The sequence below is a fragment of the Rhodobacter sp. JA431 genome (assembly GCF_900217725.1).
Taxonomy (GTDB): Bacteria; Pseudomonadota; Alphaproteobacteria; order Rhodobacterales; family Rhodobacteraceae; genus Rhodobacter; species Rhodobacter aestuarii.
In genome coordinates this window covers 128,835-147,843 of record NZ_OBMP01000008.1, presented here as the reverse complement: position 1 = coordinate 147,843, position 19,009 = coordinate 128,835, and the positions used below count along the sequence as shown (strand labels likewise).

General features: G+C 60.9%; 15 protein-coding genes. 7 read left to right on the top strand and 8 right to left on the bottom strand.

Annotation, left to right across the window (positions count from 1 at the left end):
* Positions 1-4: 4 nt before the first annotated feature.
* From CRO18_RS15395 to CRO18_RS15380, 4 genes are all read right to left on the bottom strand, one after another.
* A complete protein-coding gene (locus tag CRO18_RS15395) occupies positions 5-814 on the bottom strand; it encodes a CbbQ/NirQ/NorQ/GpvN family protein (protein ID WP_097082811.1) in 810 nt (269 codons plus the stop codon).
* Positions 815-819: 5 nt separating this feature from the next.
* A complete protein-coding gene (locus CRO18_RS15390) occupies positions 820-2,178 on the bottom strand; it encodes a cbb3-type cytochrome c oxidase subunit I (protein ID WP_076367658.1) in 1,359 nt (452 codons plus the stop codon).
* Positions 2,179-2,190: 12 nt separating this feature from the next.
* Positions 2,191-2,646, bottom strand: a complete 456-nt coding sequence (locus CRO18_RS15385; protein ID WP_076367660.1) for a c-type cytochrome — start codon at positions 2,644-2,646, stop codon at positions 2,191-2,193.
* A gap of 81 nt (positions 2,647-2,727) precedes the next feature.
* Positions 2,728-3,939, bottom strand: a complete 1,212-nt coding sequence (locus CRO18_RS15380) for an NnrS family protein (protein ID WP_097082793.1) — start codon at positions 3,937-3,939, stop codon at positions 2,728-2,730.
* A gap of 123 nt (positions 3,940-4,062) precedes the next feature.
* Here CRO18_RS15380 and CRO18_RS15375 point away from each other — a divergent pair, with 123 nt between their 5' ends.
* A complete protein-coding gene (locus CRO18_RS15375; protein WP_076367702.1) occupies positions 4,063-4,344 on the top strand; it encodes a hypothetical protein in 282 nt (93 codons plus the stop codon).
* 619 nt (positions 4,345-4,963) lie between these two features.
* Here the strand turns inward: CRO18_RS15375 and metG are convergent.
* A complete protein-coding gene (gene metG / locus CRO18_RS15370; RefSeq protein WP_097082792.1) occupies positions 4,964-6,673 on the bottom strand; it encodes a methionine--tRNA ligase in 1,710 nt (569 codons plus the stop codon).
* Positions 6,674-6,926: 253 nt separating this feature from the next.
* Between metG and CRO18_RS15365 the strand changes: the two genes are divergently transcribed.
* The 6 genes from CRO18_RS15365 to CRO18_RS15340 all read left to right on the top strand — a co-directional run bounded on the left by CRO18_RS15365 (position 6,927) and on the right by CRO18_RS15340 (position 12,542).
* Entirely contained in the window at positions 6,927-7,559 is a 633-nt protein-coding gene (locus tag CRO18_RS15365; RefSeq protein ID WP_170952704.1) for a TetR/AcrR family transcriptional regulator, read from the top strand.
* Between the two features lie 60 nt (positions 7,560-7,619).
* On the top strand, positions 7,620-8,255 hold the full coding sequence (locus CRO18_RS15360; RefSeq protein WP_097082790.1) for an NAD(P)-dependent oxidoreductase: 636 nt from the start codon (positions 7,620-7,622) through the stop codon (positions 8,253-8,255).
* Positions 8,256-8,302: 47 nt separating this feature from the next.
* On the top strand, positions 8,303-9,358 hold the full coding sequence (locus CRO18_RS15355; protein WP_212710154.1) for an MBL fold metallo-hydrolase: 1,056 nt from the start codon (positions 8,303-8,305) through the stop codon (positions 9,356-9,358).
* Positions 9,359-9,475: 117 nt separating this feature from the next.
* Positions 9,476-10,684, top strand: a complete 1,209-nt coding sequence (locus CRO18_RS15350) for an HlyD family efflux transporter periplasmic adaptor subunit (RefSeq protein ID WP_097082789.1) — start codon at positions 9,476-9,478, stop codon at positions 10,682-10,684.
* Positions 10,681-11,856, top strand: coding sequence for an ABC transporter permease DevC (gene devC, locus CRO18_RS15345; protein ID WP_097082788.1), 1,176 nt, complete (start codon positions 10,681-10,683; stop codon positions 11,854-11,856). Before CRO18_RS15350 ends, devC begins: the two co-directional genes overlap by 4 nt.
* The gene (locus CRO18_RS15340; protein WP_097082787.1) at positions 11,856-12,542 is read left to right on the top strand and encodes an ATP-binding cassette domain-containing protein; all 687 of its coding nucleotides are present in this window, start codon (positions 11,856-11,858) and stop codon (positions 12,540-12,542) included. The genes devC and CRO18_RS15340 overlap by 1 nt, the downstream gene beginning before the upstream one ends.
* Positions 12,543-12,843: 301 nt before the next feature.
* On the opposite strand, the gene CRO18_RS15335 is transcribed toward CRO18_RS15340, so the two are convergent.
* The 3 genes from CRO18_RS15335 to CRO18_RS15325 form a co-directional block, all read right to left on the bottom strand.
* The gene (locus CRO18_RS15335; protein WP_097082786.1) at positions 12,844-15,087 is read right to left on the bottom strand and encodes an AAA family ATPase; all 2,244 of its coding nucleotides are present in this window, start codon (positions 15,085-15,087) and stop codon (positions 12,844-12,846) included.
* A 234-nt stretch (positions 15,088-15,321) separates the two neighbouring features.
* Entirely contained in the window at positions 15,322-16,419 is a 1,098-nt protein-coding gene (locus CRO18_RS15330; protein ID WP_097082785.1) for an AAA family ATPase, read from the bottom strand.
* A gap of 316 nt (positions 16,420-16,735) precedes the next feature.
* Entirely contained in the window at positions 16,736-19,000 is a 2,265-nt protein-coding gene (locus CRO18_RS15325; protein ID WP_097082784.1) for an adenosylcobalamin-dependent ribonucleoside-diphosphate reductase, read from the bottom strand.
* Between the last annotated feature and the right edge of the window lie 9 nt (positions 19,001-19,009).

Below are 19,009 nucleotides of genomic sequence, written 5' to 3'. Positions count from 1 at the left end.
GGCGTTACCCGAACACTGCAGCCACAAGGTCGCGCAGCCCGCGTTTCACATCCGCATCATCCGACAAAGGCTCGATCATCGCCACCTCGATGGCGCGATCGACCCCCATTCCTTGCACGATCAGCGTGGCCGCATAGACGACCAACCGGGTCGAAACACCTTCCTCAAGATCCTGCCCCTTGAGCCCGCGCAGCTTGCCCGCAAGACGGACCAAACCGGCGCAGCGATCCTCGGGCAGGCCGGATTCCTGTGCCACGATGCGGGTTTCCAGAGCCGGGGCCGGAAAGTCGAAATCGAGCGCCACGAACCGTTGCCGGGTCGAAGGTTTCAGCGTTTTCAGCACGTTCTGATAGCCGGGGTTGTAAGACGCCACCAGCATGAAGCCCGGGGCAGCCTGTAACTCCTCGCCGGTTCGGTCGATGGGCAGGATGCGGCGATCGTCGGTCAGCGGGTGCAGCACCACGGTCACGTCCTTGCGGGCCTCGACCACCTCGTCAAGGTAACAGATCGCCCCTTCGCGCACGGCACGGGTCAGCGGGCCATCGACCCAGACGGTTTCCCCGCCTTTCAGAAGATAACGCCCGATCAGATCGGCGGCGGACAGGTCGTCGTGACAGGCGACGGTATAAAGCGGGCGGTTCAGCCGCGCCGCCATATGGGCGACGAAGCGGGTCTTGCCGACGCCGGTCGGGCCTTTCAGCAGCACCGGCAGATCAGCCGTCGCGGCGGCGGCAAAGACCGTGCATTCATCGCCTTGGGCGAGGTAGAAGGGGGCCGAAGCCGCCCCCTCCAAGTCTGTGACATGTGCGTTCATCGGCATCACTCCGCGGCCACGGCACGGGCGACAACTTCACGGCGCGGCATCGCCAGCGCGTAGATGAAAAGCCCAGCGCCCAGCACCACCGCCACGCCAGAGCCGAAGCGCATGACGTAGAAGATCCAGACCTGATCCTGCACCTCCATGTAGCTCATGCCCATCACCCGTTGCAGATGGGTCTGCACCGTGCCCGCAAAGGTCAGCGTGAAGGTCATGAACACCATCCCGCCCGACATCAGCCAGAACGAGGCCATGTTGAGCACCTGATTATAGGGGTCACGGCCGCGCAGCATCGGGAAGGCATAGGACATGATCGCCAAATTCAGCGAGACATAGGCGCCGAAGAAGGCAAGGTGGCCATGCGCGGCGGTGATCTGCGTGCCGTGGGTGTAAAAGTTCACCCCGTGCAGCGTGTGCAGGAAACCCCAGACCCCGGCGCCGAAAAAGGCAAGCGTGGCGCAGCCCAGCGACCACAGCAGTGCCGCCTTGTTCGGGTGATCGCGGCGGCCCTTCCAGACCATGACGAAGGCGAAAGCCATCATCGCAAAGAACGGGATCACCTCGAGCGAGGAGAAGATCGAGCCGATCCACTGCCAATAGCCCGGCGTGCCGATCCAGTAGTAATGGTGCCCGGTGCCCAGAATGCCCGAGAACAGCGACAGGGCCACGATGACGTAGAGCCACTTTTCCACCACTTCGCGGTCGACGCCGGTCAGTTTGAGCATCAGGTAAGCAAGGATCGCGGCCATGATCAGTTCCCACACGCCTTCGACCCAGAGATGGACGACATACCACCAGTATTGCTTGTCCAGCGCGAGATTGCCGGGGTTGTAAAAGGCGAACAGGAACAACAGCGCCAGACCCCAGAGGCCGAGCAGCAGGATATTGGTGATCGCGGTCTTGCGCCCCTTCAGCACCGTCATCGAGACGTTGAAAAGGAAAATCAGCGCCGCGACGACGATGCCGCCCTTGACCCAAAGCGGCTGTTCCAGAAACTCGCGCCCGTCCTTGCCCAGAAGGATGTTTCCTTCAAACAGGTTGAACGTGTAGGTCACGACCGCGCCCAAGGTGCCCACCACAAGGATCGCCAGTTGCAGATAGGCAAGGAAGGGCGAGTGGATCTCGCGTTCGCTTTCCTCTGGGATCAGGAAATAGGCGGCGCCGAAGAAGCCGAGGATCAGCCAGACAATGAGCGCATTGGTGTGCAGCATCCGGCCGATGTTGAAGGGCAAGAGCTCCGACAGGAAATTCGGCTGCACATAGATCCAGCCGATGATCAGGCCCATCAGCACCTGAATGGCAAACAGGCCAAGCGCCGTGCCCATGTAAGCCAGCGCGATTTTCTGGGTTTGGTATTTCATGGTCTTTCCCCCTCAGCCCGCGTCATTCGGCGGCCAGCCCTGGGTGTCGATCGTGTCGACCCAAAGCAGGAAATCGGCGAGGTTTTGATATTGCTCATCCGTCAGGTTGAAGTGCGGCATTTGTCGGCGCCCCTCGACGCCCGAGGGCATCGCGCCCATCCAGGCCGCCAGCGCATCTTTCGCGCCTGCGTGATCGCCCGGCTCGATGCCCCAGCGCGTCATCACGTTCGACAGCTCCGGCGCGAAATAGGCGCCCTCGCCGATGATCGTGTGGCAGTCGATGCAGGCTTTCTGTTCCCAGATCCGCTTGCCCGCGACGACCGAGGGCGTCAGCGTTTCGGCATGGGTGGAGGTGGTGGTGATGTAGCGGTGGCTCTGGGCCGAAAGGCCCAGAAAGATCGCGATGAAGAACAGTGATCCGCCATAAAATATGTTGCGGGCCATGCTCTTGGTCATGGTTTCGCGCATTGCGCCGTCCCTTCGGAGGTTTCTTGGGTGTCTTCACCAAGCCAGCCGGAGGGGTGACTCGCCTTAACGAAAGTCAATCACTCAAGAATTCGCGCGCGGCCCCAGAAGGGCGGGGGCAAGCGCAATCAGGAACAGCACAAAGGCCAATGCCCAGAGCGTCGCGGCGAGGATCGTGCCGGGGTAATAAAGCGCCAGCGGCCCGACGGCGGCGGCCCAGCGGATCAGCGCGGCCACCGGCAGCAGCACATAGGCGAGCGCGACGGGGAAAGGTGCGACGAGTGATCGGCCGGTATGGCCAAGCGTGGCACGGCTCATCACCGCCATCACCATCGTGCCGATGCCGCCGACGGCGGAAAAATGCATCGCGCCGATCTGAGATCCGATGCCGAACGCGGCCAAGCCTTGCAAGAGCGCGCCGACGCCCACAAGCGCCATGGCACCATGCAGCACGGCCAGAATAGGTTCCCCCCGTACCGCCCAGCCCTGCCAGCGCGAGATCCGGATCAACTGCGCGGCGCCCAGGGTCAACTCGGTCCCGCCGATCACCGCAGCGGGCAGGCCAAGGGTGATCGCCAGAGCGGAAGCGATCGCCGCGCCGATGGCGATCTTGTCGGCGACGGCCAGGCTGACGGACAGGCCGGCCTTGCCCAGATCGGGGGCGGCGCCCGCCATCATCGCCCGGCGCGCAAGAGCATTGCGGGTGAAGGCCGGGGTGATGCGCCCGCCGACGATGACGATCAGCGCAATCAGCGTCGCCAGCGCGCCATGCAGCCCGGCAATGGCATCGCCCCCTGCCCAGCCCAGCGCATCAAGCATGACCCGCAGATCGGCGCTCCAGATCAGGCCTATCAATGTCAGAACCATCAGATTGGCCGGTTTCGGCGCGCGCCGCAGCATCAGCCAGATCCGTCCGGCAAGGAACGGCAGGAACGACAAGGCCAGCATGGCGGCCAGCGGCGCAGGCAGGGTCCCCCATAGCCACAGGCCAAGCCGCCCTGCCAACCACAGCGCCGCCGCTGTGATCAGGAACCGCGGCCCGGCCGCAGGCGCGCCGGTCCAGTTCGGTACCGCCGTCAGCAGGAAGCCCGCTGCGGCGGCGGTGCCGAAACCAAAGATCATCTCATGGCCGTGCCACCACTGTGGGGGCAGATCGGCGGGCAGATCCATCATTCCGCCCAAGCCATGCACGGCCAACCAAAGCCCCCAAACGAGCATCGCGACCGTGGTCCAAAGCCCGGCAAGCAGAAAAAACACACGGAAGCCTTCCGAGAAAAGGCGTTTGAGGGCAGTCATGACAGGTCCTTTCGCGATCATGCCCCAGCTTGCTGCAAAGCGCCCCGGACCCCTTGATGAAAGTCAAGGATCGAGACTGCGCTGCGGGGCATCACGAAAACGGGAAAGGCAATGGAGGCCTGCATGACGGCATCATCCCCCACATCCGGCGGCGCCCGCCCCGAGGCGACAGAGCTTTCAGATCGGTTGCCGCGTCTCTCGCGCCTTGGGCTGCTGCTCTATCCGTTCGTCACGGCGGCAGTGGGGATCAACCTGTTCATGCTCGGCCTCATGGGGCAATCACTTGGCTTTGCGGCGCTTTCTCCAACCGCGGCACTGCTTTGGGCACTGCCGCTGGGTCTTCACGCCAGTGTTCTTGCCGCGCGTTGGGTTCGAAGCTTGCTGGCGGAAGCGGGCGGGCTCTGACGCGACCGCTTCGAATAATCTGCGCATCGGTCGGAACGAGTGCCGTCGGGGCATCGTGTTTTCAACCGAGCCCCCAAGTGCCCAATTCTGACGGTCGGAAGAGAAGTCCTGCGCGCGAATTTCTTCGAGAGGGCGGGAATAGGGCCCTGTATTTCATTCTTGGAAGCTGCCTGGGCATGATCAAGAAATGTGCTGATCGGTTCTCCAACACGGAGCGTTCAAACGGCTGCTCCGGTGGGAATGGCCGGACGGTCGAAAGGCAGCTCGGGGCCCAGCTTACCGATCAGAGCAACCCGATCCCATGACGTTACAATTGCCCCTTTATACGCTTTGCGTTGCTTTCTGAGCAAGGCGTGAATGACCGCTATCGCCGATTTGCCGCGAATGCGATGCCGCAACCTCACAGGCCGCTCCCCGCCCCTCACGTTGGTCTTGGCCTCGCAGACATGGTCGGCCCTCTCCGGACATTCATCGGGCCGGTCTACGCTGCAATGATTTTCACCGAACCGGCCATTCGTGCCCCGTCGCAGAAAAATCCGGAGACGAATGTCGCTGATGCGGACTTTCCCGACTTTCGCTGCACGGGCGAAATAGGTCACTCACGAAGGGTGCCTAAGCCTTAGCGCTCACCGGCGAACCGCTCCTGCCACTCTTCTCGCTCGGCGTCGGTGATCTTGCGGAAGGTCACCTCAGGCACCTCGAAGGCGTGGCCTACGGGCAGGACGCTCAGCGCCGCACCCAGATCGCCCGGCCAGCCGTCATCCTGGGTCTTTAGCGCCGCCAGCAGCTGCGCCGAGGCGTCGGGGATGAAGGGCGCGGAGATCACCGCGTAGAGACGGATCATGTTCAGCGCGAGGCGGATCTGCATCGCCGCGGCTTCGGGGTCGGCCTTTAAGGTTGACCACGGCGCGGCCTCCTGCAGGTACTCGTTGCCGAGAACCCATGCGGCGCGCAGGGCACCCGCGGCCTTGCGGACCTCATGCGCCTCCATCTGCGCCTCGTACTCGCGGATTTTCTCCGCCAGATCGGCAATCAGCTTGGCCTCGAGCGCGCCCATGGCGCCGCCCTCAGGCACCACTTCGCCGAACTTCGAGCGGCAGAACTTGGTGACGCGCGAGGCGAAGTTGCCCAGCACGTCGGCGAGGTCCTTGTTCACCGAGGACTGGAAGTTCTCCCAGGTGAATTCGGCGTCCGAGCTTTCCGGCGCGTGGCTCAGCAGCCACCAGCGCCAGTAGTCCGCCGGGAGAATCTCCAGCGCCTGATCCATGAAGACGCCGCGCCCGCGCGATGTCGAGAACTGGCCTCCGTCATAGTTGAGGTAGTTGAACGATTTGATGTAGTCGACCCGCTTCCACGGCTCGCCTGACCCGAGGATCGTGGCAGGGAAGGTCAGCGTGTGGAAGGGCACGTTGTCCTTGCCCATGAACTGGGTGTAGGTCACGTCGTCGGCACCCTTGTCGGTGCGCCACCAGCGCTCCCAGTCGTCGCCCTTGCCAGCATCGACCCATTCCTGCGCGCAGGCGATGTACTCGATAGGCGCGTCGAACCAGACGTAGAAGACCTTGCCCTCCATGCCGGGCCACTCTTCCTCGCCCTTCTTCACGGGGATGCCCCAGTCGAGGTCGCGGGTGATGCCGCGGTCCTGCAGGCCGTCACCGTCGTGCAGCCATTTCCTGGCGATCGACGTGGTCAGCACCGGCCAGTCGGTCTTACTGTCGATCCATGCCTCGATTTCGTCCTTGATCAGACTCTGGCAGAGGTAGAGGTGCTTGGTCTCGCGCATCTCGAGGTCGGTGGCGCCCGAGATCACCGAGTGCGGGTTGATGAGATCGACCGGGTCGAGCTGCTTGGTGCAGTTGTCGCACTGGTCGCCGCGCGCATCCTCGAAGCCGCAGTTCGGGCAGGTTCCCTCGATGTAGCGGTCCGGCAGGTACCGCCCGTCGGTGGGCGAGTACATCTGCGTCTCCGACACCTCGCGGATGAGGCCACGCTCAGCCAGCACCCCGGCGAAATGCTGGGTGAGCCTGTGGTTCTGAGGGCTCGAGGAGCGGCCGAAGTGATCGAAGCTGAGGCGGAAGCCGTCGGCGATCTTCGACTGCGTCTCATGCATCTCGGCGCAATATTCGGCCACCGGCTTGCCTGCCTTGGCGGCGGCGAGCTCGGCGGGGGTGCCGTGCTCGTCGGTCGCGCAGAGGAACAGCACCTCGTTGCCGCGCGCCCGCTGGTAGCGCGCGAAGAGGTCGGCCGGAAGCTGGCTGCCCACGAGATTGCCGAGGTGCTTAATCCCATTGATGTAGGGGATCGCCGACGTGATCAGATGACGTGCCATGATCTCTCTATTTGCTCCCGCCTCGTCCTGCTGATCAGAATGCGGGCCCGATGAATTAATGACTATTGAGTCACTAATTGCATATCACTGGCGCAGATTCAAGACGGCGCGGTCCGCCGCGCGCCAAGCGCTCAATTTCCAGTTGCTGATTTTGATCCATGTGGAGGGCGCCATGAGGCCTTGATTAGTGACTAGAAAGTCAGTAAAGAAAGTAATGACCTGCGAGTCATTAATTTCCACAGGCAGAGCTGGTATGGACGACACCACTAAGAAGGGCCCGAAAAAGCGTGAGCGTCGCAAGGAGGCGCGCCCTGACGAGATCATCGCGGCAGCGATAGAGCTATGGAAGGTGCGAGGTTTTGCAGCCACGCGACTTGAAGATGTCGCGATTGGAGCTGGCGTCGCAAAGGGCACGATCTACCGCTATTTTTCCTCGAAAGAGGCGCTTTTCGAGGCCGCGGTCGAGGCGAGGATCGTCCGGAGTGTGGACCAGGCCAACCAGTCAGCGGACCTCTTCGAGGGCACGACGGAAGAAGCGCTCCTGACCTTCTTTGAGAAGGTGCGCCGGGAAATGGTCGAAGGCGGCTCGTTCATCTTCCTGAAGGTGCTACTCTCTGAAGGTCACCGGTTTCCGGAACTCGTCGAGCGCTACGAAGCCACGGTCTTGCGTCGGGGTTTCGACGCGGTGAGGCGGCTGCTTTTGCGCGGCGTTGCGCGCGGCGAGTTGAAATCTGAGGCCGCAGAGTTTGATCCGCGGCTGGTGATGGCGCCCGCTATGATGCTGTCGCTCTGGGGAACCGTCTTCCCCGGGGTGGGGGCGCCGGATGCTCGCCAGCTGCATAAGCAGAACGTTGCACTTCTCCTCGGCAGTCTCGGCGTGGAGTGAACTTCACATGGCCGGTGCCTGACCTCCCCATTACAACCCCGACTTCAGGACGAAACTCCCATGAAAGTAGCAGTTATTGGCGCCACCCGTGGTATTGGGCTTGAACTCGTTCGGGCAGCGCTTGCCTACGGTCACGAAGTGACGGCGCTCGTTCGTGATCCCGCGTCCATGGCCGAGAAGAGCCCTCGTCTTCGCATCGTCAAAGGCTCCGCCGAGGATGCGACCGCCGTCGCAAATGTCGTCGAGGGCCAGGATGTCGTCTGCGACACGCTCGGGACGCGGAACGTGACGGGAGAGGTACGGCTCTTCTCGAACGCCGCCGAGAAGCTCGCTGCGGCTCTGCAACCCGACCAGCTTCTGATCACGGTCACTGGGATCGGCACCGGTGACAGCAAAGGTCACGGGGGGTTTCTTTACGACAAGGTCTTCATGCCCTTGGTTCTGCGCCGGATGTATGCCGACAAGGACCGGCAGGAGGCCATCATCCGCAACAGGGTGGCGCGCTGGATCATCGTGCGGCCTGGCTTCCTGACCAACGGTCCGCGCACGGGCAAGATCCGTGCCGTGACCGACCTGCGTGGGGTGACGGGCAACAAGATCTCCCGTGCTGATGTGGCAGAGTTCATCCTGGCACAGGCGAAGTCCCCCGAGTTCATCGGGAAGACTCCGCTGCTCATCAGTCCGATCTCAAGATGACTTTCCTTGCAGGCCGCTCCTACCGGCGCCTCGTGGGCACAATGCTCATGACGCTGATGGTCGCCGGGTGCGAGCAGGAAGCTGAAGGGCAGCAAACAGGTAATGACGGAGAAGAAACGGTGTTCCAGCTCTCAGATCACTTCGATGGCGAACGGTTCATCAACCCGACGCTGGAAGACCAGGTGAGACCCGGCCTTCGGGATGTATTTGGCATGATCTCCGAGGGTCGACCGTCGTGGCCGGACAAAGTAGCCAACACCGCCACCCCGCGGCTCGACCACGATCTCGGCGTGAACGGCATGGCCGTGACCTTCGTCAATCATGCGACTTTCCTGATCCAGTTGCCGGGCCTAACCATCCTGACTGACCCAGTCTGGTCCGACCGTGTCAGTCCGGTGTCCTGGTTCGGGCCCAAGCGGGTGCGCGCGCCGGGGATCGATTTCGATGCGCTTCCCGAAGTGGACGTCGTGTTGATCAGCCACAATCACTACGATCACCTCGACCTGCCGACGCTCCGGAAGCTGAACGCACGCTTCTCGCCGCAATTTTACGTGCCCTTGGGGAACCGCACCTTGCTTCATGAGGCGGGCATCATGGCGGTGACGGAGCTGGACTGGTGGCAGGATGTCGTTGCCGCATCGGGCGTGCGCATCGTGCTGACCCCGGCGCAGCATTCGTCCGGGCGCGGGCTGCGGGACAGGGATCGCAGTCTCTGGGGGAGCTATTACATCACGCGTGGCTCCCGCAGTCTCTTCTTCGGCGGAGATTCGGGATATTCATCGCAGTTTACCGAAATCCGGGAGACGCTGGGAGCACCGGAGGTCGCACTGCTGGGCATGGGCGCCTACGAGCCACGCTGGTTCATGAAGCCGCTGCACATGAATCCTGTAGAAGCGCTCATGGCCCACCGCGACCTGCGGGCCGGCTACAGCATCGGCATGCACTTCGGCACGTTCCAGCTGGCGTCCGAGGAATTCCAGGAACCGGTCGAGGACCTCGCGAGGGCGCTCGCCGAAGACCCGGCCCATGCCGAGCGCTTTGTTATCATGCGGGAGGGAGACGTTCGGCTCTTCCCCCGTGAACGCGCCGACGTCGGGGAGTGATCAGCATGCCTTTAGATCGGGCGCAGCCTGACGCCGCATTCGCCCAGCCGGGAACATCTTCTGAGCGATTCGGCACGGAACTTCGCGTATCATATTCAAATTTGGAAGATCGGCAAAATGCTGGATGACGCAAAACTTCCGCTCACGGATGACGGCAAGGCGGCTCCCAAGAAGGAGACCCGTGCCAAGTCGGCGCGACAGGGCATCTATCGCAGGTTCAAGCTGTGGCGGGTGCCGCTGCTCGTCCTGTTCCTGTTCAGCGGGGCCGTTGCGGGAATGTACTTCCAGCCGCCCCTCCTGCGCAGCTTCTTCGCACTCACCGGGTTGGAGCCGGGCGCGGGCAGCGGCACGCCGATCGCGGTCCCCGCGCCAACCCCGGTCGCGCCGCCTAAACCTCTTCCGCCGTCCATCACCGCCCTGGGCAGATTGATCCCCGAAGGCGATATCGTGCGCGTGTCCGTGCCCTACGGGGCGGGAGATGCCCGCATCGAGCGTATCATGGTCAGCGTCGGCCAGGTGGTGAGCGAAGGCGAGGTGATTGCCGAGCTGGACAGCCTTTCACAATACCGCATGGCCGTGACCGCGGCAGAGGCGAATGTGGCCGCGCGGCAAGCCGCCCTGACACAGGCACGTGCCTCGGTGGCGACAGCGCTCGCAGAGGCGCAGGCGAACCGGGATCGTGCCGCCTTCGCCGCGAAGCTTGCTGCCGACGAGGCGGACCGCGAAAAGAGCCTCTCCGAACGTGGCGCTACGTCGCGCGCGGCTCTTGAGCGAGCGACCGCCCTGGCTCTGCAAGCTGCAAGTGAACTTGCGCGCGCAGAGGCACTTTTGGCTCGGCAACAGGGGGGTGAGGATCAGCCGGACGTGGCTCTGGCGGCTCGCCAGCTCGATGTTGCGCGGGTGGAGCTGATCCAGGCAGAAGCCAACCTTGCTCGCGGTCAGGTGGTTGCGCCCAAGGACGGCCGGATCATCGCGCTGCACGTTCGGGTCGGTGAGCAGCCCGATGCTGACGGCATCGTGTCGCTTGGCGCCACGGACCGAATGGAAGCCGAGCTCGAGGTCTACCAGACCGACATCCGCCGCGTGTCGCCCGGCCAGCCTGTCACGCTGAACAGCGCGGCACTGGCGGAGCCCCTCACCGGTTCGGTCATCAGGATCGGCTATGAAGTCGAGCGGCAGACGGTGCTCTCCGCCGATCCGGCCGCGAACACCGATGCCCGCATCGTCCGCGTGACGGTCGCACTCGATGCAGCCTCTTCGGCGCGCGCGGCGGCCCTGAGCGGTCTCGAAGTCACGGGTCGGATCGAGTCGGGGACCAAGCAGTGACCCATCTTCTGACCCTCCTGCTGAGGCGACTGCCGATCGGCTGGCTGCAGCTGACGCATAACCGGGGGCGTATGGCTGCGGCCTTGGCTGGGGTGGCGTTCGCCAATGTCCTTGTGTTGGTGCAGCTCGGGATCCTTGGGGCCCTCAATGGCACCATCGCGGTGGCCTACGCGCCGTTTCAGGGCGACATCTTCATCTCGGCCTCGGATGCAAACACCTTGACCGACGGATCGCCGCTGGCCAGACGGGTGCTCTATCAGGCGCTGTCCGATCCGCAGGTCGCGGCAGCGGCACCGCTCTACCTCGGCAATGTGGAATGGACACGTCAGGACGGCTCAATCGCCGAGATGACCGTCTATGGGATGCCCGTGGAGGCGCAACGTTTCGCCGGGCCGCTCATCCGCGATGCACTGCCCACGCTGTCGGTGCCCGATACCGCGCTCATTGACCGGGGCACGCGCGGCGCAGATGCTGAGGCGCTGGCGCAAGTTTCACCGGACACGCCGCTCCAGTTCGAAGCCAATGGCCGGACGGTGACCGCCACGGGAAATTTCGCGTTAGGGGGCAGCTTCAACGCCGACGGGTCCTTGGCAGTGTCGGATCAGACCTTCCTGAGGCTGTTCCCAAACCGGATTTCCGGGACACCCTCGCATATTCTCGTCGATGTGGCGCCAGGCGCCGATCCGGCGGAGGTCGTCGCCCGCCTGACCGAGCGGCTGGCGTCCGAACCTGTCCAGGTGAGGTCGCTCGCGGCGGCCAAGGCCGATGATCTGACCTATCAGACCACGCAGCGTCCAACGGGCGTGATCTTCGGGTTCAGCGTGGCCATGGCCGTCGTGATCGGCCTGGTGATCGTGTATCAGGTCCTTTCGACCGACGTGGCGGACCACCTCGCGGAATATGCCACATTCAAGGCGATGGGATACCCGCACCGGTTCTTCCTGAGCATCGTGCTCGAGGAGTCGTTCATTCTGGGCGCACTCGGGTTCCTCCCGGGGCTTCTTGTCGCCCTTGGGCTCTATCAAGGTGTTGCCGCTCTCACCGGCCTGCCGATCGCTATGACGGCCGCACGGGGCATCATGGTTTTCATCGGCACGATCATCGCCTGCGCAGCCTCCGGCTCGCTCGCGGCGCGGCGCCTGCGGACGGCGGACCCAGCGGAGCTATTCTGATGTATCCAATCGAAGTGACGGCCCTGAACCATTGGTTCGGAGAAGGCGAAGCGCGAAAGCAGGCGATCTTCGACGTCAACCTGACCATCGACCAAGGGAGTCTCACCATTCTTGTTGGGCCTTCGGGTTCCGGGAAGACAACCCTTCTGACCCTGATGGGCTGCCTGCGTGATGTGCAGGACGGCTCGGTTCGTCTGCTCGGGACCGAGCTGCATGGGGCGGGAATGTCGGTGCTGGAGGCCATGCGTCGCCGCCTCGGCTTCATTTTCCAGGCCCACAATCTCCATGAGAGCCTGACGGCGAGGCAAAACGTATTGACCAGCTTGCAGGTCCACGGCCGGGGTAATCCTGCCCGTCAGGCAGCAGCGGTAGAGCACATGCTTGGCCTTGTCGGCCTGGCGGACCGGATCGACTATCTGCCTGGCAACCTGTCGGGCGGCCAGAAGCAGCGTGTTGCGATCGCACGCGCGCTGGTCTCGAACCCCGACGTCATTTTCGCCGATGAGCCGACTGCGGCGCTCGACAAGGAGACAGCAATCCCGATCGTGCGCATGCTGAAGGAGCTCGGACAGCGCCGGGGAACCACCACTGTCATGGTGACACACGACAACCGGGTCCTGGAACTGGCCGACCGGATCGTGACGCTCGAGGACGGTCGGATCGTGAAAGACGAGCGACTACGTTGAGCGCCACCTGCAGCGCTGTGCGCGCGATTGTTCCTTCTTGCGAGGGCACACCTGCTGCCGCGACACTCTGGGAAGAGGGGAAAGTGGGAGGCGGCGCTGCATTCGCAAAAGGTTTTGCGAAATGAATGTCGTGAATGGGCTCAAACTGGTCATGCGGCGCTGCGGCGTGCGACGAGGTAGAGCCGCAAGGTCAGACCCTACGTGCTCGGCCCACACCGGTCTTTCATGACCGGCGCGGCAGATGTCCGGTCCATAGCCCTGAGCTGTCGGTCGAGCTGGTAGCGTAATTAGAGGAGCAACTTCAGCGTCCGTATCGACTTAACTCGACTTGCAGGTTGTTCCAAAGCGAATCTAGAACTGCTTGCTGGAGTGTGAAAGCTAATTCTGATACATTTGCGGGTTCTCGATTTTCCAAGTCCTGACGAAGAAATTGCCGATAAGCAGCATCGACGGAATCATTCAGTTCTAGGTGAAATTCATTATGTCGATATACTTTGATGCGGTGAAGTGAATGATGCAGTCTAGGGTAGGCACTCTTAATCTCCGTCCAAAAGTAACCATCCATTCCAATTGACTTTCCGTAAATCTCGATGGATTCGACAAAGCAACGATTGCAAATGTTTAAGAATGTCTGCAGCGCATCCAAGTCCTTTACTACTGTGACATTCATAAACTTGTGGCTCTCCGGATAATTGTTCGGACCAAAAAGAAGAGGAGCCCCGACCGATTTCCCCGTACGCTGCAAATCGGAAAACGCAGCATTTATATCTTGGGTTCGCTTCTTGATCCAGTTTAGACGATCTGGTGCCGGAATGAGTTTTTGAATTGTTTTTCGCCCTTCACGTCTGGCAACCTCTAGCGCCACATGTGTGCCAACAACCGGTATCGCTACATTCGGCGAGTGATCTATCGTTGCTACCAGTCCATAGGACTCCAAGTGAGTCTTGTATTCTGGAAGCGCCGTAAAGTCCAAGTAATTTGCGACTTCTCCACATGCCAAAAGCTCAAATACCTGATACTCATCTGGGTAAAAGTCGCGTAGCTCGGAAATAACATGCCCACAATAAAAAACTAATCCCTCATCCCGGATGGACTTCAGCCTTTCCATTTCAGCTGTGCTTACCTTTATTGGGAGCTTTTTCCCCTCAAGAATAAACTGTTGGTAGGTGAAGCTAGCTGCTAAACGGCAAAGCAGCGGATGTCCACCATACTCTGACATGAAATTGTCGGCAACCTGCGGATGAAAATTGATGCCCATTCGACGCCCAAGCGTCAGAAGCATCCTCCTTACTTCATCTTGACTTAGCCCGGTAAGATAATCATACGGCACTATTCCGAATAGAGGATTTTGGATCTTTTGTATCTTGTCCACTTCTACGAGTTGCGGGCTTACCCCCGCAAGTATCGCTGAAAGCTTCCGAGTTTCACTCTGCGCCGCCCAAATGCTTTGCCAAAACGGCAGATAATCATCTCTCCAATGTTTATCAGTTTTTGAAAAGTAAGAAATGTATTCCACCTCGTCAAAAATAATTAAGACTTTCTTGTGGTGAGGTATCCTCACAATCAATTCACTGAGAGCTTCGGACAAGAAACGAATATCTTTGGGAAGCTCAGTGGATATGTCGGATTCTTTTGACAGATCTATTATTATCTTTGCCAGAAGTTCGCGCCATGTCCTCTGCCTCACTGAAGGGCTTTTGCAGTCATAAAAAAGAGAGATAGTGTTGCCATCTTCAGATAGTTCTCGTCGCAGTTTGTAAAGAAAAGAGGTTTTTCCCGTTTTCCTTAGGCCGAAAAGACCTCTGTTCTCTCCTCTTTCCACGCCGTCTTTGAACTTGTGAAGTAGGGCCGTCCTTCCAAAGAAATATGTATCGCGCTCAAGAGGTAAGCGGAAATCGAACAGGTCTCTTGTAAATACTTGGGATGCTATCACATTGCGAACATACCATGCGTTACCTGCAGCGGCCCTGAGCTCGCTGGCTGAAAAAACTGCGATCGTTCGGGCTTCATTTGTTGAAGTATACTTATCCAACCATTCGCCCGGATCGGTTGCCTCCGAAACCAGCGCAGCAAAAAGCCGATCAACTCGACCCCGCGCCGGATCGTCGTTGATGAACTGTTCCATCGATTGAAGGGTTCTGGCCTCGAGCTTGTCGTACTTAGAGTATACCAGCATAATTTCTTGGTCAAAACCGAAGGTTTCTTTAGTGGCATCCGTCGGCTTTATAAAATACACGGAATAATCTGACCCATATGCTTTCCGGCCACTTGCCCATGTGATGTCAAACGCGCTCTGAAAGCTCCTCAGCCAAAGCAATTCTTCCGGATGGCGAGCAAGATGGCCATCTTGCACTTCTTTCTGAATGGTACCCAAGAGTGCCTCTATGTAACGAATGATTTTTTGCACCGCAGCTAGATGAGCATCGCACCGCGATAGAGTAGCCGTCAACGCCTCGTAAAGCAGTCGATAAGAGTTATCGAATGTGCCAGCAATCACAGTCGCGAATAGCGAAGCGCCAAGAGCAACGAGGAGGTTTGCGCTCAAGTTTGCAAATCCCGCCTCGTGCGTTCTGCAGACGCTCGTCCACGACGCAGCGAAGGTCTGCTGTCCGCCCTTCGTGTCGAGTTGAGCGAAAAAAGCACACGGCTCCTAAAGGGGGGCAGGTCATCACGACTCGCGGGCTGGCACCGCTTCGGACTGACACCTCCCATTTGTCTCACCCGGCCCAAATGTCGCGGCAACCCGGACCCTTCGAGGGCGAGCGCTCGCATCCACCACTCAATGCGGCTGCGGGCTGCTTGCCATCGCCTCTGCCCTAGCCAGCATGCGCGACACGTGGCGCAGGTTGAGCTTATGCGCACCAGCAACTTGGTCGAGCACTTCGCAGATCACGCCCACGGAAACGTCGCATAGGCCACGCCGCGCACCCTCTCGTTCCGCGAAGGAAATGAGGTCACTCTTGGTGGGAGCGGTAAGATGCAAGATCTCTAGTCGGCTCAGGAACGGAGCCGGAAGCGGCCTAAAGCTGTTCGAGGTCAGTATCCAACTGATCCAGGACATGTCGAAGCCAACCTGATAGTAGGGGCATTTCCAGGCGGCAGCGGAAGACCGCTCCAGCAGCGGCAGAAGCCCCTCGGTTAAGCCGTAGCTCTGCCCCTTGGTCGAGGTCGGCGCCCCAGCCTTCTCGATCTCGTCGATCACCACGATCGGATTCGCGCAGAGGCTCTGCAAGATCGTTTGCAAAGGCCGTCCCGGGAAGGCCGTGCCCCAGCCCCGTTGGGAGCCGTTGACCACGAAGGAGGCCTGCTCGGCGGTCCCTTCGATCCCGCAGCGCGGGACGCCTAGATGGTGGCCCAATTCGCGCGACCACACGCTTTTCCCAATCCCAGGCGGCCCGTCGAGCAGCACGGGCGGCAGACGGAACCCGGGCTCTCCCACCCGCACCGAGCGGCGCATCGCTTTCCAGAGGAAGTCGGTTGCCGCCGCCATCCAGGGCATCTCAGCGTGGATCGCGGCGGCGATCTCATCCGCGCGGTGTTCGCTCCCGATCCTGACGAGATCCGCGCCGTCGCGGAGCACCTCAAGCCTGCGCTGGTCATCCGAGCTGAGATGGCTAAGCCCGGAGACCTTGGCGCGCGCGCGTATTACCCTGCGCGCGCGACGCATCACCTTGCTGCGGTCATTTTCTGAGAGCGGTATGGCGAAGAGGTCTTCGTTCCAGCGCAACTCATCTTCAAAGTCTCCCGGCAACTTCGGAGACACGCCGTTCCGAAGCGCACGGAGCGTGCGCAGGTGCCATTCGAAGCGACGCTTGATGGCGAGTTCGTCCTCGTTGGGATCGGCGAAGCGAGCATTGATGAACTTGATCTTCGTCATGGAGGTCCTTTCAGGCGCAGCGCGCCATGCCCTCGCGCAGAGGCTCTGCATGAGGGGGAAGTTGGAAAGAACCCGGCCGGATTGGCCCTGAGGGATGCCGAAAGCGCGGCTAGCCGTCAACGGCGCCCATCAAGGCGGGGCGCAACGACGATGCATCGAACGCTGCAAAACAACCAAATACGCAAGTCATTGATATAAAAAGAAACCACCGACTGCAGCGCAGCCGATGGTCATTAATCCTGTGCCAGAATGGACAAATTACCCCGGAAATGGCCAAGATTTAGTGGGTCCTACAACTTCTTCCGACCGACCACCGTCACCCACACTTCGAATGGCCGCAATCGGCGCAGGTCATGCAGCCTTCGACTTTGCGCATCGCATAGGACCCACAAGAGGGGCAGGCGGGGCCGCGGGGGGCTTCGCCGATGGTCATCATCTCAGCACGCGGATCGCTTTTAAGCCCCATTCCCTCGCCGGCAATGAAGCCGGTCGAGATGAGGTGGCGCTCAATCACGCCGCCAATGGCCGCCAAAATCGAGGGGATATACTGCCCCTGCATCCACGCCCCGCCGCGCGGGTCAAACACGGCTTTCAGCTCTTCCACGACAAAGCTCACATCACCGCCACGCCGGAACACCGCCGAGATCATCCGCGTCAGCGCGACGGTCCAAGCGAAATGCTCCATGTTTTTGGAGTTGATAAACACCTCAAACGGGCGACGGTGATCGCCTTGCACAATGTCGTTCACGGTGATGTAGATCGCATGCTCCGAGCCGGGCCATTTCAGCTTGTACGTCGCGCCTTCCAGCGCGGCGGGCCGGCCCAGCGGTTCGGTCAGGTAAACCACCTCGGCGCCTTTGTCGGCCTCTGGCGCTTTTTCCGAGTTTTCCGAAACTGTGAGAACGGAGCCAGTCACATCATTCGGGCGGTAGGTGGTGCAGCCTTTGCAGCCGCTTTCAAAGGCCGCCATATAAACGTCTTTGAAAGCATCAAAGGAAATGTCTTCCGGGCAGTTGATCGTTTTCGAAATGCTCGAATCGATCCATTTCTGCGCGGCGGCCTGCATCTTCACATGGTCCATCGGCGCGAGCGTCTGCGCGTTGACGAAGTGATCGGGCAGCGGCGCATCGCCCTTCAGGTCGCGCCACATTTGCACGGCGTAATCGACCACTTCCTCTTCGGTGCGCGAACCGTCTTTTTGCAGCACCTTGCGGGTGTAGGCATAGGCGAAGACTGGCTCAATCCCGCTCGAGACATTGCCCGCGTAAAGCGAGATCGTGCCGGTGGGCGCGATTGAGGTCAAAAGCGCGTTGCGAATACCGTGCGTGGCGATGGCGTCGCGCACATCGTCATCCATCTGCATCATATTGCCGGAGGCGAGGTATTTCTCGGCGTCAAAGAGCGGGAAGGCCCCCTTCTCTTTCGCCATATCGACGGAGGCAAGGTAAGAGGCGCGGGCGATCAGCTTCATCCAAGCCTCGGTTTGCGCGGCAGCTTCATCGGAGCCGTAACGCAGGCCAAGCATCAACAGCGCATCGGCAAGGCCTGTCACGCCAAGCCCAATGCGGCGCTTGTTGCGCGCTTCTTCGGCTTGTTGCGGCAGCGGGAAGCGCGAGGCATCCACCACATTGTCCATCATCCGCACTGCGGTGCGGACCAATTCATCAAGGGCGGTTTCATCCAAAGCCGCGGCTTCGGTGAACGGCGCAGACACCAGCCGCGCAAGGTTGATTGAGCCCAGAAGGCAGGCGCCGTAGGGCGGCAGGGGTTGTTCGCCACAGGGGTTGGTGGCGCAGATCTGCTCAAGATAGTTGAGGTTGTTCATCGCGTTGATCCGGTCGATGAAAATCACCCCGGGTTCCGCGAAATCATAGGTGGCGCGCATGATCTTGTTCCACAGATCGCGCGCCTGAATGGTGTGATAGACCTTGCCGCCGAAGGTCAGTTCCCAAGGGCCATCGGCTTTGACCGCTTCCATGAAGGCATCGGTGATCAGCACCGAGAGGTTGAACATCCGCAGCCGGGCCGAATCTTGCTTGGCGGTGATGAAGTTCTCAATATCGGGGTGGTCGCAGCGCATTGTCGCCATCATCGCGCCACGGCGCGAACCCGCCGACATGATGGTGCGGCACATCGCATCCCAGACATCCATGAACGAAAGCGGGCCAGAGGCATCCGCCGCAACACCCTGCACCGCCGCCCCGCGCGGACGGATGGTAGAGAAGTCATAGCCGATGCCGCCACCTTGCTGCATCGTCAGCGCGGCTTCTTTGAGCATGTCAAAAATGCCGCCCATCGAGTCGGGAACCGTGCCCATGACGAAGCAGTTGAAAAGCGTGACCGAGCGCCCGGTGCCCGCGCCGGCCAAAATCCGCCCCGCAGGCAGGAATTTGAAATCTTCGAGCGCGGCGTAGAAGCGCGGCTCCCAAGCGGAAGGATCGGTCTCGACCGAGGCCAAATCGCGCGCCACACGCCGCCAGCTATCTTCGACAGAGGCATCGATGGGGGCGCCATCTGCCTCTTTCAAACGATATTTCATGTCCCAGATCTGTTCAGCGATAGGGGCAGAAAAACGGCTCATCGGGGCATC

Bases quoted from the DNA above. Each gene is read 5' to 3' on its own strand.
- CRO18_RS15340 (WP_097082787.1), top strand. From the start codon at position 11,856: ATGTATCCAATCGAAGTGACGGCCCTGAACCATTGGTTCGGAGAAGGC.
- CRO18_RS15330 (WP_097082785.1), bottom strand. From the start codon at position 16,419: ATGACGAAGATCAAGTTCATCAATGCTCGCTTCGCCGATCCCAACGAG.
- CRO18_RS15390 (WP_076367658.1), bottom strand. From the start codon at position 2,178: ATGAAATACCAAACCCAGAAAATCGCGCTGGCTTACATGGGCACGGCG.
- CRO18_RS15375 (WP_076367702.1), top strand. From the start codon at position 4,063: ATGACGGCATCATCCCCCACATCCGGCGGCGCCCGCCCCGAGGCGACA.
- CRO18_RS15365 (WP_170952704.1), top strand. From the start codon at position 6,927: ATGGACGACACCACTAAGAAGGGCCCGAAAAAGCGTGAGCGTCGCAAG.
- CRO18_RS15360 (WP_097082790.1), top strand. From the start codon at position 7,620: ATGAAAGTAGCAGTTATTGGCGCCACCCGTGGTATTGGGCTTGAACTC.
- CRO18_RS15350 (WP_097082789.1), top strand. From the start codon at position 9,476: ATGCTGGATGACGCAAAACTTCCGCTCACGGATGACGGCAAGGCGGCT.
- CRO18_RS15395 (WP_097082811.1), bottom strand. From the start codon at position 814: ATGAACGCACATGTCACAGACTTGGAGGGGGCGGCTTCGGCCCCCTTC.
- metG (WP_097082792.1), bottom strand. From the start codon at position 6,673: ATGGCACGTCATCTGATCACGTCGGCGATCCCCTACATCAATGGGATT.
- CRO18_RS15385 (WP_076367660.1), bottom strand. From the start codon at position 2,646: ATGCGCGAAACCATGACCAAGAGCATGGCCCGCAACATATTTTATGGC.
- CRO18_RS15355 (WP_212710154.1), top strand. From the start codon at position 8,303: ATGACGCTGATGGTCGCCGGGTGCGAGCAGGAAGCTGAAGGGCAGCAA.
- CRO18_RS15325 (WP_097082784.1), bottom strand. From the start codon at position 19,000: ATGAGCCGTTTTTCTGCCCCTATCGCTGAACAGATCTGGGACATGAAA.
- CRO18_RS15380 (WP_097082793.1), bottom strand. From the start codon at position 3,939: ATGACTGCCCTCAAACGCCTTTTCTCGGAAGGCTTCCGTGTGTTTTTT.